The 12,948-nt window shown below is 62.7% G+C and carries 13 protein-coding genes; 6 read left to right on the forward strand and 7 right to left on the reverse strand.

All coding sequences use genetic code 11. The annotated features are described in order from the left end of the window. The first annotated feature begins 36 nt into the window (after positions 1-36). The 5 genes from RZN05_RS02640 (at position 37) to RZN05_RS02660 (ending at position 4,775) form a co-directional block, all read left to right on the forward strand. The gene (locus RZN05_RS02640; protein WP_317225074.1) at positions 37-264 is read left to right on the forward strand and encodes a helix-turn-helix transcriptional regulator; all 228 of its coding nucleotides are present in this window, start codon (positions 37-39) and stop codon (positions 262-264) included. Next, complete coding sequence (locus RZN05_RS02645; protein WP_317225075.1) at positions 257-826, forward strand: S26 family signal peptidase; 570 nt, start codon at positions 257-259, stop codon at positions 824-826. Before RZN05_RS02640 ends, RZN05_RS02645 begins: the two co-directional genes overlap by 8 nt. Continuing rightward, on the forward strand, positions 814-1,458 hold the full coding sequence (locus RZN05_RS02650; RefSeq protein WP_394804773.1) for a lytic transglycosylase domain-containing protein: 645 nt from the start codon (positions 814-816) through the stop codon (positions 1,456-1,458). The genes RZN05_RS02645 and RZN05_RS02650 overlap by 13 nt, the downstream gene beginning before the upstream one ends. Before the next feature lie 337 nt (positions 1,459-1,795). Then, positions 1,796-3,760 (forward strand): relaxase/mobilization nuclease RlxS, encoded by a 1,965-nt coding sequence (gene rlxS / locus RZN05_RS02655; protein ID WP_317225076.1) that lies wholly within the window; start codon positions 1,796-1,798, stop codon positions 3,758-3,760. 106 nt (positions 3,761-3,866) lie between these two features. Continuing rightward, positions 3,867-4,775: a HEPN domain-containing protein gene (locus RZN05_RS02660; protein ID WP_317225077.1), complete on the forward strand. Its 909-nt coding sequence runs from the start codon at positions 3,867-3,869 to the stop codon at positions 4,773-4,775. A gap of 371 nt (positions 4,776-5,146) precedes the next feature. Here the strand turns inward: RZN05_RS02660 and RZN05_RS02665 are convergent, their stop codons facing one another. Beyond that, positions 5,147-5,803: a hypothetical protein gene (locus tag RZN05_RS02665; protein WP_317225078.1), complete on the reverse strand. Its 657-nt coding sequence runs from the start codon at positions 5,801-5,803 to the stop codon at positions 5,147-5,149. Continuing rightward, on the reverse strand, positions 5,800-6,141 hold the full coding sequence (locus RZN05_RS02670) for a hypothetical protein (RefSeq protein ID WP_317225079.1): 342 nt from the start codon (positions 6,139-6,141) through the stop codon (positions 5,800-5,802). Before RZN05_RS02670 ends, RZN05_RS02665 begins: the two co-directional genes overlap by 4 nt. Before the next feature lie 80 nt (positions 6,142-6,221). Between RZN05_RS02670 and RZN05_RS02675 the strand changes: the two genes are divergently transcribed. Next, on the forward strand, positions 6,222-7,112 hold the full coding sequence (locus RZN05_RS02675; RefSeq protein WP_317225080.1) for a restriction endonuclease: 891 nt from the start codon (positions 6,222-6,224) through the stop codon (positions 7,110-7,112). Between the two features lie 555 nt (positions 7,113-7,667). On the opposite strand, the gene RZN05_RS02680 is transcribed toward RZN05_RS02675, so the two are convergent. The 5 genes from RZN05_RS02680 to RZN05_RS02700 all read right to left on the reverse strand — a co-directional run bounded on the left by RZN05_RS02680 (position 7,668) and on the right by RZN05_RS02700 (position 12,926). Next, positions 7,668-9,092, reverse strand: a complete 1,425-nt coding sequence (locus RZN05_RS02680) for an argonaute/piwi family protein (protein ID WP_317225081.1) — start codon at positions 9,090-9,092, stop codon at positions 7,668-7,670. Further along, positions 9,089-10,825, reverse strand: a complete 1,737-nt coding sequence (locus RZN05_RS02685) for an SIR2 family protein (RefSeq protein ID WP_317225082.1) — start codon at positions 10,823-10,825, stop codon at positions 9,089-9,091. Before RZN05_RS02685 ends, RZN05_RS02680 begins: the two co-directional genes overlap by 4 nt. 165 nt (positions 10,826-10,990) lie before the next feature. After that, positions 10,991-11,965: a hypothetical protein gene (locus RZN05_RS02690; RefSeq protein ID WP_317225083.1), complete on the reverse strand. Its 975-nt coding sequence runs from the start codon at positions 11,963-11,965 to the stop codon at positions 10,991-10,993. 134 nt (positions 11,966-12,099) lie between these two features. Further along, positions 12,100-12,609 carry a type II TA system antitoxin MqsA family protein gene (locus RZN05_RS02695; RefSeq protein ID WP_317225084.1) on the reverse strand — a complete coding sequence of 170 codons (510 nt, stop codon included), beginning with the start codon at positions 12,607-12,609 and terminating at the stop codon, positions 12,100-12,102. Continuing rightward, on the reverse strand, positions 12,606-12,926 hold the full coding sequence (locus tag RZN05_RS02700; RefSeq protein WP_317225085.1) for a type II toxin-antitoxin system MqsR family toxin: 321 nt from the start codon (positions 12,924-12,926) through the stop codon (positions 12,606-12,608). Before RZN05_RS02700 ends, RZN05_RS02695 begins: the two co-directional genes overlap by 4 nt. Positions 12,927-12,948 lie beyond the last annotated feature (22 nt).

Below are 12,948 nucleotides of genomic sequence, written 5' to 3' on the forward strand. Positions count from 1 at the left end.
ACACGCGCTGTCCGCCGCTGCCTGGAGACCGGTGCGATGGAAGACGAAAATGCGCGTGCCGAACTGGCGCGCAAGGGAAGTCCGTTCCTCACTGCCGCGCAGGCGGCGCTCTATCTCGGCCTGTCGCCGCGCACGCTCGAGAAGCTGCGGACGCGTGGCGGCGGACCGCGCTTCCGCAAGCATGCCCGCTATGTCCGCTACCACATCGACGAGCTCGACGCCTGGTCGCAGACCCGGTCGTGCGGGACGACGCGCGATGCCTGAGCCCCGCGATCTGCCCTTGTTTCGCTGGGGCGCCGAGCTTCGCGCTGCTCGGCTTTTGCGGCGGCAGCGGCTCCGCCTGCTCGCCTGCGGCCTCGCCGGCGTCGTCGCGCTCGCGGTCGCGTCACTGCTCCCGCGCGTGCCACTATTGGTCTGGAATGTCTCTGCGAGCGCGCCGCGCGGCCTCTACGGCGTGCTCCCCGGCGCAGTGCTCGATCGCGGGATGATGGTCGTCGCGCGCACGCCCGCTGCGGTTCGAGCACTCGCCGCCGAGCGGCACTATCTGCCGGCGAACGTGCCGCTGGTGAAGCGCGTTGCGGCGCTTCCAGGCGATCGCGTCTGCGCGCGCGGACGCTGGATCTATGTGCGCTATTCGGCCGTCGCGCATCGCCAGACCCACGATCACGCCGGCCGCGCGATGCCCTGGTGGCGCGGCTGCAGGCCTCTTGGAAAAGCCGAGTATCTGCTGCTGATGCCGGCCGATGCGTCGTTCGACGGCCGCTATTTCGGGCCGGTCACACGTACCAACATCCTGGGAAGGGCAGTGCCGCTATGGACCGAGTGATCGCCGTCCTGGCGGCCGTGGCGATGGCCGTCGCCTCGCCGCAAGCTGCCGATCGCATGGCACAATGGGATGGATTGATCGCCGAAGCTGCTTCGCGCTTCGGCATTCCCGACGACTGGATCCGACGGGTGATGCGTGCCGAGAGCGGCGGCCGGACGACGCTGGCGGGCCGGCCGATTGCGAGCGCGAAGGGGGCGATGGGCCTGATGCAGGTCATGCCCGCGACCTATGCCGAGATGGCGCGCCGCCATGGCCTCGGCGCCGATCCCCATGCACCGCGCGACAATATCCTGGCCGGCGCCGCCTATCTGCGCGCGATGTACGACCGCTTCGGCTATCCTGGGCTGTTCGCCGCCTACAATGCCGGCCCGGCGCGTTATGCGGCGCATCTGCGCACCGGCAATCCACTGCCTGGCGAGACCCGGATCTATCTGGCGCGGGTGACTGGAGCGCCGCTCATTCCCCCCGAAAAGCGACCCGGATTGACGCCGGCGGAGCGCCGGATCGACGTGTTTTTCGAGCTCCGCGGGCAGCGCGCCGGGCAGCTGCAAGGGTTGGAATCCTCGACGTCCCCAGCGCCGCGCAATGGCATTTTCGTGCAGCTGCGCGCGGTGGAAACGACGCCGCAATGACTGCGCGCCTATGCCCGTTCGGGCAGCGCGGCGGCTGCCTTTCTGCCCCTGGGTCGGCAGGGGAAGGGTGGGGTGGAGCGGGCTGTGTCGGGAGGGGGAGGGGGAGGGAAAGACAGAACAGCGAAGGCAAGATAAAGCAAGGGCGCCATGCCGCCGCTGCGCAGTCGGCAAGTGCTTGTCTGCACATCGTTTTTGGAAGGCTGGGCATGGCGCCGTGCAGGTTCGCGGTGGCGCCGACGCGTGCGGAAGCCGCGGATTTCCGCGGTTGGCATGGCACCATGCCGTATCGAGACGGTGCGGCGTTGGCGTCTGCGTCCTAGGCCGTCGGACACGACCGATGAGCGGCGAGGACGACTTCGAGCCGCGCCTTGGCCGGATGCGCGCCGGCGGGTCGAAGGGTGGGCGAAGCTATCTGCACCGGGTGCTACAGGCAGCCGGGCTGGCAGGTAGCGCGAATCGGGGCGGGTCGGGCTTCCATGGCAACCGGATCGGGCGCGGCGCCGGCATCGGCCGCCTCCTCGCCAGCGGCGACGCGCTCGGGCGCTTCCGCCACCGCCGGGTCATCGTCAAGTCGCGGCTGGTCCGGCTGGCAGGGCGCGGTGCGCAGGGCGCGCGGGCGCATATGCGCTACATCCAGCGCGACGGCGTCACCCGCGACGGCACGCCCGGTGAACTATATGGTGCCGAGCGCGATGTTGAGGACGGCAAGGCATTCCTCGATCGATCGACAGGCGACCGGCATCAGTTCCGCTTCATCGTCTCGGCCGAGGACGGCGCCGAATATGACGACCTCAAGCCGCTCACCCGGGCGCTGATGGCGCGGATGGAACAGGACCTCGGCACGCGCCTCGACTGGGTGGCCGTCGATCACTTCAACACCGGCCATCCCCATACCCATGTCCTGCTGCGCGGACGCGACGATCGCGGGCGCGACCTGATCATCGCGCGCGAGTATCTCTCGGCCGGCATGCGCGAGCGCGCCGCGGAGATCGTCAGCATGGACCTTGGGCCACGCAGCGACCTCGAGGTCCGGCGCCGGCTCTTGCGCGAGATGGAACAGGAGCGCTGGACCGGGCTCGACCGGCAGCTGGTCGCGGCGATGGATAGTGATCGGTGGACGCAAATAGGGCGAGGCTCGCCGGTGCTGCGGACCGCGCTGACCGGCCGGCTGGCCAAGCTCGAGCGCCTGGGGCTGGCGGAGCACGGCGGGGCGGGGCGCTGGCGCCTCGCGGGGGAGCTGGAGCCGACGCTTCGCCGGATGGGGGAGCGCTGCGACATCATCAAGACGATGCATTGCGCGATGCGCCAGCGCTCGATCGAATTTGCTGGTCGCGACCTGGCCGTCTTCGAGCCGACAAGTGCAGGGCAAGGGATCGTCGGGCGCATCGTTGCGCGCGGGCTTTCGGACGAGCTGCGGGACCGGCATTATCTGATCGTCGAGGCGACCGACGGCCGCACCCACTATGTCGATGTCGGGAAGGGCGAGGCGCTCGAGCCGCTTCCCGAGGGCACGGTCGTCGGCATCGCGGCGCGTCGCTCGGAGCCGCGCGCCGTAGACAGGACGGTGGCGGAGGTGGCGGCGCGCAATGGAGGTCGCTACAGCGTCGATCTCCACCTGCGCCACGACCCGTCGGCCACCCAGGCATTTGCCGAGACGCATGTCCGCCGGCTCGAGGCCATCCGCCGCCATACCGGCGGCGCCGATCGCGAAGTCGATGGCAGCTGGCGAATCCACCCCGATCATCTCGCGCGGGTGGCCGCGTTCGAGCAGCGGCAGGCCCGCGATCGTCCCGTCGATGTCAAGGTGCTGTCCCGGCTTCCGCTCGAAGCGCAGATCGCGGCCGACGGCCCGACCTGGCTCGATACCCAGTTGCTCGCCTCGGATCCGGTACATTTGCGCGATGCGGGATTTGGTGCCGCGGCGCGCGACGCGCAGCGGCAGCGGTTGCGCTGGCTGATCGGCGAGGGACTGGCGGAGGAGCGGGGCGGCGGGCCGGCCTTCCAGAAGAACTTGGTGGAGGTGCTTCGGCGACGCGAACTCCTGCGCGTGGCGGGGCAGCTTTCCGACGAGCTTGGCAAGGCATTTGCTGAGGTCAAAAACGGCGAGCCTGTGTCAGGTGTTTTGCGCCGGCATATCGACCTCGCCAGCGGGAGATATGGCGTCGTCGAGAAGGCCCGCGATTTCACGCTTGTGCCGTGGCGGCCGGTGCTGGAGCGGCAGATCGGCAAGGCGGTGCGTGGGATCATGCGGGAGAGGGGTGTCAGCTGGACTATGGGACGGGAGCGGGGACCGTCGCTTTGAGCGGCCCGCGCGTCGGTGCCTGTAATCGAAGCGCGAACGGAAGAGCGCCCAGATAACGATGCGTTTGCGCTTGCATCGTTGCGCGAAGGCTCCGATTCTGTTGCCGATGAAGACCGACCTCGACCATTTGCCCGACCGCAAGCGGCGTGAGCTCGAGCATGTCGTGAAGGTGCTGTTCGAGGAGTTCCAGGACGCGCTTGCCGGGCGCAACGCCCCGCACCGCAAGGCCGGGCGGATCCTCAAGATCATTTTGTTCGGATCCTACGCGCGCGGCGATTGGGTCGAGGATCCGGTCGGGGGTTATTTCTCGGACTTCGATCTGCTGGTTGTCGTGAACTATGACGAGCTCGCCGACGCCGCGGAATATTGGACCGCGGCCGAGGATCACCTCGTGCGCGACTATGTGGTGACGAAGCAGCTCAAGACGCAGGTCGGCTTTATCGTGCATAGCCTTACCGACGTGAACCGGCAGTTGAAGCATGGGCGGTACTTTTTCACTGATATCGTGCGAGACGGGATTGCGCTGTACGAAGCGCCAGATCACCCTTTTGCCCATCCGGAGCCTTTAGGCGAGGATGCCGCCCATGCCGAAGCGCTCGGCTACTTCAATAAGTGGTTCCCTAGCGCGTCCAATTTTCTCGACATCGCACGCTATGCCACTACGCAAAGCGCGCTCAATGAGGCGGCCTTCAATCTCCACCAAGCATCGGAGCGGCTGTATCATTGCCTGCTTCTTGTCAGGACGCTCTACAGCCCAAAATCGCATAAGCTGAACTTCCTGCGGGATCTATGCGAGGAACTGGATCCCAGGTTGATTGCTGCCTGGCCGCGTGAGACGAAATTTGCACAGCGCAGTTTTGAGCTACTTCGTCGTGCCTATGTCGATGCGCGATATTCGCCACACTACAAGATCACTCCAGAAGAATTGGAGTGGCTGCTTGGCCAAGTGGCGACCCTGCAGCATCTCGTTAGCACAGCTTGCGCCGAGCGACTTGCCGCAGGAGAGGCAGATTAGCGGCGGTTGCCTTCAGCTCATTTGAGTGTGCAGATCATCACCGCTAAGGCCTGATCCTGGGCGTGCGTGGGATCCTAAAGCCGCTGTTCATTCAAGCGGCGAGCAATGGCTTGATGGGGGGATAGCGGAACGGCCGCTTTCGGACGGTCATATCGTAGGCCGACATTTGTTCATCAAGCGCGCGATGGCAGCTACGCGCCGCATATCGGCCGTTCGGCCTAGCCCCGGGGTACCCGTAAGCTGCTGTTCGTTCAGGCCGCCGGATTTCGGGAGCTAAATCATCCTATCTCGGAGCGTCGCAAAACCACTTGGTTGGTGAGTGTTCACCTTGCAGCGGTAGATCGTGTGACAGAGCGTGAGCAACGTGGTGGCTAGGCTCTCTCATCCTTCGGCCTCGCGTCATCGCTGAAGACCAGATCAAGCGGCGCTGCATCGGGAGCGGCATCAATCTCGAGTAGCATCCGCACTCTTACGCGCTCATCTGTGGCGCGCATCTCTTGGCGAACGCCATCATGCTCGCGCTGCACGGTCATGAAGGCCATCACATCCTGCATATTCTTCAACGTCTCGACGGTTCCGCGCAGGGTTTCGGCTCTGGTGTAGTCTTCCACTAGCTTCGCTAGATCGTTGATCACGGCGCGGCTGAAAAGGGCCTTTGAGCGAAGCGTGAGCGACAACAGCGTCGAGATGTCGAGTTCCGGTGCCAGTGGCAGAAGATGCTTATCTGACCAGTGGCCATACTCAGCGACCATCTTCGCCCGCCGATCATGCATATCGAGCCGGCGCTGGCGCTCACCAAGCTCTTTGGTAAAGTTGTATTGCTGATAGCCTAGCCAAAGAAGGGCGGCTGCGATCGCTACCTGACCGATAGCCCCGAACGCCTCGAAAACGTTAGCATCGAAGGCCTTCCCGTGCCCTAGCGCGAGCGTCACGACGACGATCATCGTGAACCAGAACAGGATCGCGATCATCGGCCCTGTGGTCGCTTCGATCAGCGCCTTCCTCCAGTCGTTTGGCTTGTTCGTCATGAACGACCGCGCAGATCGTCGCGATTGCGCTTCCGCTCTTCACGGCTCGGCGCTTTCGAATGGAATCGCTTCGATGATGGCCGCGACAAGGGTGGGCGCGATGGCGGTCCAGGCTCCGTCGAACGCACCCAGATGGCGAGCACGAACAGAAGCCCCATCCCGATCATGATTACCCAGATCGGCCCATCTTCGCCGAAGAACGATCCTACCCAGATCGCGAGACCGGCCATCACGACGAACCCGCCGATCATACCGATCACGTTCTTAAGCCAGCCCTTCACGAAGCCAGCGCCGAACAGCATGATGGCGATTATCAGGATCAATAGAGCGATGATCATGACGGTATTCCCCCTGAACGGCATTGGCTAACAGGGCTGTGGTGCCGGGGGAAGGGTGCCGCTTTAGGCGGAGGAGCGGAGTGGTAATCAACCGGGAACTGAGCATCACCTTCGCGCGCCTCAGATCAGGTGAGGGCGGCATTGAGGCGTTTGCCGACATCCTCAAGGGCAACATCATCCTAGCTGACAAGCTCGAGGCCGTCGAAGTAGCCTATGGTCTAGGGGTGATCAATGAAGGCGAGCTTGAGCACCCTGTGGCACGCCCGGAGCCCGAGGACTTTGGCCTAGATTCGGACAAGCGGCCATCGATCCTCCCGGAATGGGCGACCGTGCTGCTTGAGAATCCCTATGCCATTCTCACGATTGCCGCTGCGCTCTTCATCGGCGACATGGCTTATTTGATCATCGTCAGCGGTGCTGACTTAGGCACCGCGCTCTTGATCTCATTCTTCATTGCGCCCACCATCGGGATTGGCGCAGCTATTGGAATGGTGGCGCTTGTCGCGGCGGTGAACGCGATCCTCCCAAATGCCGGTGCGCATCGCGCCTATCGTAAGGCGTTGCAACGTCACGAAACCATCGAAGCCGCGCGCGCGATCCTTAGTCGGGGACACGACATCAAGTCGCTCTACGCGGCGGGCGGGCAAGAGTTCGAGCGCCGGATTGCTCGCGCATTTCGGCAATGGGGCTTCGACGTTGATGAAGTCGGCGGCCGCAACGATGGTGGCATCGACCTTGTGGTTCGCCGCGCCGGGATAAAGGGGCTGGTCCAGTGCAAGGCTTTCGCTAAGCCGGTAAGTCCAGCCGTAGTGCGGGAGCTATATGGTACGCTCACGCATAGTGATGCTCAGGTGGCGATCTTGGCCACCCTTCACGGCATCTCGAAAGCGGCTGCGGAGTGGGCGCAGGGTAAGCCGATCATCATCATGAAGGCCGATGACGTGCTTCGCGAGCGCCCGCCCGCAATCTAGTCAGTATGGATCGCCAAACATCCCATTGATTACCTCCAAAGCCGTTTTGTGAAGCGCGATCCAGTCGCGGCCGTAGACGTGGGATCGCCGATCAGGTCTCCGTCGGATAAAACGACCGGAATCCACCAGAATGAGCATCCCGACGCGAGAAGGATGATTGTTCTCATGGATGCCGGATAACTCAAATTTGAATGGCCGCTTCGCTACATGGCGGGCCTTGAAGCTGACTGACGGCTGACGGCCCAGAAGAGGCTGGTCCGCTCCGGGCACAACCTGCCAAGCGGAAATGCGCCCCAAGTCGGTCGTTTCCGTTCAGTTCCCTCGATCCCAAAAGCTGCCGTTGGCTCAGCTAGCACGCAAGACCCGCGTGCTTCACCGCATCCCCAGCAATTTGTCGAGCGCCGGCGGGTAGTAGTGGCTCGCTTGATCGAGCGGGGCGATGGCCGTCAGCGATCTACTGCCTTGGTCCGGCCCCCTTTTTGAATAGTGCGATGCCTAGATCGCCTCATAACCGCGATCGATGATATACCGGCATAGTCGTGCCGCTGTGCCGGCTCACATGAAATATCGAAAGTGGAACGCCGAACTGCCAAGCAGTGGCATTCGCTTCAGCACGCGCGCAAGGACCTGAGCATAGCTCATCGTCACTGGCAGCGTGTCATAAAGATTGTCGTTGTTCCAATTCATCTTCGAGAGCGCCAGCGCGGCCCGCGCGGTGTCTTCCCAGCCACCGTGCCCGGCGTGCCGGACGAGCTTGATCGGCTGCGGCGTGCTCTTTCCACCCTGAAAATGGGTGCGCTGGTTGAGCTCGACCGCGCCGTGGATCCAGAGCAGGGCCTCCCGGTCGCCGATCCCTATAAGACTGCCGCGCCTGACCGGAAAGCGATCGGCGAGCTGCTTTTCCGGGTCCTTGCGGTCGCGATCCCATTTGGCGCCGCGCCAGCCGACGTCGCCGACGACCTGGACCAGATCGATCTCATTGCACGTCGGTAGCGCGTCGAAGCAGCCCAAGGCTTCTTCCTCGCGAAATTCGGTCGATTTATGGATCATCACGCGCCGTGGCGACGCGCCGCCGTGACGTCGGCGGTAGAGGAGCATCGAACGTGTGATCACGCGGAACATCTCGTGGCGAGACAGGAAAGGGTTGTCGCGTTGCACCTGCATTTCGGTGGCGTCGGCATCATAGGCGATGAACTCGAGACCGGCGCCGTCGGCGTCGAATACCTGGCTGCAGCAGGTGACGAACCGTGGCTTGTCGGTCTCGACCGGCCGGACTGCGTAGGACAGACCGATATATGCGGTGTCGGGCTCGACGTCGGCGAGCTTCCACGGCACGCCGCCAGCCTTTGCGTAGAGCGCAAGTCCGATCCGCCACATCACGCTCGCCTTGCACGGATACGACAATGCGCGCCCTTCCCGTACGATCTGAAGCGGAATGGCGTGAGCGGCGGTATAGGCCTTGAGGTGATCGTGGAGATCGAAATCGTCTTCGACGCCCCTGAACGCCGCCCCCCACCGCTCGGGCAGATACACGAAGAGGACGTCGAACGCCGTCCGATGCGCCTCGATCTGCTGGATTGCGCGAACCAGTCGTTCGACCAGCACGAGATGCGGAAGCTCGCTGTCGCGCAGCAATTCGTCGAGGTCGCGATCCAGTTCGACGCGGCAACTCTTGTCGGCGGCCGCCTTGCGGGTTCCGAACACCTTCGAAAAGCCCGGCCAATCGGGAAGATAATCGGTACGCTCCGTAGGTCTGAAGCTTTGATCGAGATCGCGCATGAACTCGTTCAAGCGATGAGACTCGCCGAACGGCGCGATCGTCGCGATCTGGATCGGATTCGAGACAAAAAAGCTGTTAGAATAAGGCCCGTAGCGTGCGAGCCCTCGCAATGGATGAATGTCGCGATAACTCTCGCGCTCTGCGCTGAACAAGAGTTCCGGCTCCGGCAGCGCGATCGTCGCGCCGATCTCGCTGCTCATGCCTGCACCGTGCGGCTGAAGGCGGTGTTCCGGTCGAGCGTGAAAACGGCATCGATTCCGTTGCCGATGCCGAACGCCCTCAAATCCTGGCCCGCAAGGCGCTTGGTCCAGAACGCGACGAGTTTGTCGATCTTCTGATTGTAACGCTGCGCCGTGCGCTCGCGCGCGAAGTCGGCTGCGAGCGCTTTATTCTCCGCCGTAACGCCGTCGAATACGATACGCGGATCGATCAACAGCCACAGTCTTTCGTCAGCCCATTCGAGCCGCAGCGACGCCCCTTCGCGCCAGCGGATCTCTGGATGATCGCGGATCGTGCCCTCCACCCGTCCGGCAATCTCGGCAAGTTTCTGCCAGGCAGGATCGCTCGCATCTGCCGGCGCGACCAAATCCTGGCTGCGCTGGTGGACGACGTCGAGACCATGTTCACTTGCCAGCGCCCGGATCAGTCCCGATCGCAACAATCCCCGCTCATGCGAGTCATACCGCATCCGACCTTTTTCGAGATTGGCGATGTCGAACTCGGCAATGTCGAAGCTGGCAAACGCCGCACGAAAATCATCGTCGGCTCCGAACCCCAGGACGCCACGCGAGGTTCGCGCCACGAGGAGGTCGACACCCGCTGCCTCGACGGCCTCGCGCATCGCGCGAAATCCCCCGACCGAGCAGACGACCTTGCGGCAATGTGTCGGACGGACAGAAACTTCAATCGCGTTCAGCCGAATGATCGGCCATCCCGGCGCACCGGTAGGCGCGCGCGCGGCCGAAACCCGCGGTCGCGTTGCCCCAAGGGCATCGAGTTCCATCGTCTCGAACGTACCAGCCTGTCGAACGAGATCGCTCATGATCTCGTCGAAGCTGTCGATCCGAACCAAAGCTGCCTCGACTCCGGCGCTCGTCGCGCGGTTGAGAAGATCGACGACTTGCGGAAGCGGTGCATCCGCCCCGCGATGGAGCCAGAATAGTCCGTTGGGAAACGGAGTGTTAGCCGCAAGAGCCTGATCGAACACTGCCATCACCGACGCGTCTCGACCACTATACCCGGCAACGATCAGCCCATAGCGTCCGCAATTGTCAGCGAGCTGTGCGCCAAGCTGCGCGTCTTGATGTCTGAGTTCGGCAGCAGTATTCTTCAGATGTTGCGACCGGAAATCGCCGTGCAGCTTGACCTCGATCGGCCAGCTTTGCGACGCAATTTGCTGGCCCGCGAGGCTCGTGCTGTCGAGCCCCACAACTGTCAGGTTGCGGGTTGTTCCGAACGTCCTCGCGCTGGCATCGGCCAACAGATGATCGAAGTTCGTTGTCCAGACGAGATTGCTGTGACCGGCCTTCAACATCGCCGCGAGCGCGAGATGGCCGTATGCGAGCTTCGCACCGGCGATCATCGACGCGATGAACGTCTGGCGATCTTTCTCCGCCGGATAGGCGACCTCGAACAATGCGGAATATTCTTCAGGCGATCCGGGAGCGGGTGATCGCTCAAGTGTTGCGATGTGCGCGTCGAGTCGCCGCTGCACAGCCGGATCGGCGAGATCGGCAACAGTTTGCACCGACACCTTGCGCTGCGCGACATAAAGCTCGCGCTTAAACCGCCATATCATGTCCCAAGCGGTCGGAATCCCCGCTGAGGCCGAGACACCGGCTCCGAGAAACCACATCAATCGCCCGGGGCGCATCGAGAATCGTCGCGCGAAATCGTCGGTCGGTATTTCAGGAGCAGAGGTCTCGATATCCATGATGTGAACGTAAAGCCTAGAACCTATTTGGCGAGTCCGATGTCGCCTTTCTGTTCTGGTAGACCGTACTGCCCGACGACTGGTCGCGGCAAGTCACGTCATGTGGGCCGCCTGGCATTGCTCACCGTCCAGCCTATTAGCTAGGCAATCCCGTAGGCGCCTTCCTCAATCGTCTTTCTGCGCCAGATACTCGTGATAGGAACAGAGCAATCTGTCGGGGTCTGCGAGCAGATCGCTGACGGGGATATTCGTGCCGCAAACCTCGCACCGGCCCGTCACGTCCGGCAGCCCATAACCGCAATTGGCGCAGGTCCATTCGTCTTCGATGAACGTCGCGCGGTTGCACGACGGACAACCAAAAACCGGGCCATCCTCGCCTGTTTCCTTCGCACGGATATAGCACTCCGCGCCGAGTTCCTGGTCGACCAGCGTTTCAAAGAAGGTGGCCGTCTCGAGGATCATCGTCCCGCATGCCTCGCACGCGAGGTGGGCGTCGTCCTGACTGGTGTTCGACGGATCTTCCTGAATCACCAGCTCTGACGAGCATTCAGGACATTCGAACTTCGCTCGCCCGATGACGCGCGAATGCCAATGGATCGGCGCGAGGGTCGCGCGAGCACGCGCGAGCTCCGCCTCATATAGTTCGGTTGTCGCGAGCATCGCTGTCCACGCTTCCTCGAGATTGATCGCCGGACCTTTATTCAACACCCGGAATAGCTCGGCAATCACCGGGAAACCCTTCGCGATCGCGCGCTTGATGACTTTAGGTTTTGCGGTCGAGTATTTATGCTCGATATCGTTGCGGATCCTGCGCAGTTCCTCGAGCCGCCCGACGTCGATATGAACACCGAAATCCTTAAGCCGGCGACCAATATTGGCGAAATCCACGGTGGCGGTGCCCTCGGCCTCCATCACCAGTCGCTCGCCCTTTGCGACGGGACGGACCTTGGCCGCCAAGATCACATCGGGATCCTCCTCGGGGAAGCACTGGACCAACGCCTCCTTCGCCAGAAGGAGAACGCCGGCATAGTAATTGCGGACCGCCGAGATGTCGCGGAACGCGTCCTGCGACTGATAGTCCTCGATCCCCATCCGGATGCTCGCGACGGCATTTTCAAAGAGAGCAGACATCAAGCGCATTTCCAGTGAGTGTGTTCTGTATCGCTGGTAAAGCCGGGGCGGCGCTCATGTGGGCGGCGTCGGGAAGAACTGGCCGCATTACATGCGGCGGCTTCTCCGCCTGTTCACCGCCCGCGCCATGTCCTTAACCTATGTCATGCGCGCGCTTTCGCCGCCTTCATCCGGACTCTGCGGCCTCGCGTGCGCACAAGCTGCTTCGGTTCAGCCGTCTTCTTTTTGCCCGTCGTCGAGGCCGTGACGGTAACCATCTTAGCTCGCACATCGCGCAAAGTCGCAAGCGCTTCGGGATGCTTCGCTAGCACCTCGATCAGCCCGACCGCGGCTTCACTCGGCGGTGTTTTCCCGCTCTCATATTTCTGGAACGCGCGGCGACCACCCCCGACGATCCGCCCCGCCTCCTCCTGGGTCAGCCCGCGCGCCTTGCGGACCGCCTTTACATGGCCGCCATATTCGCTGCGCAGCTCTTTGAAAGCAGTATTGGACGCGTGGAGGTCTGTTCCGACGAACAAGGCATCGCCATCGCCATCGGGATACCATCCCGGCACATCGATTGTTCGCGAGAGCGATCCGAATGCGACCGTCTGCTGACGAACGTCGCGGTGCAATTCCTGACCCGTCTCGGGATGAATGCGCTTGTCACTCACGGGAAACTCTCCTTGAACGAGGTCAGCACGATATCGACCAACGTCTCGCCGGCAAATTTCAAATACAGATCCATGTCGTCATATGGGATAACGTAGGTGTCGTGCCACATCAGGTAGTTGACTGGATTGTGGGCAGTCTCCGACTTGACAAAGTCCTGTGGCTCCAGCGCCTGCACGACATCAATGACATCCTCCAACGAATAACCGATTGCCTGCGCATCTCGGTTGGCCGTCGTCGTGATCGACAACGAGTCCACGTCGACGAACTTCGCTTGGATCGCGCTCAGATCGTGATGCGGCTTTCGCTTTACGGTCATACCACATACACCTTGAAGGTCA

This window comes from Sphingomonas sp. HF-S4 (genome assembly GCF_032911445.1).
In the GTDB taxonomy this organism is placed as follows: Bacteria; Pseudomonadota; Alphaproteobacteria; order Sphingomonadales; family Sphingomonadaceae; genus Sphingomonas; species Sphingomonas agrestis.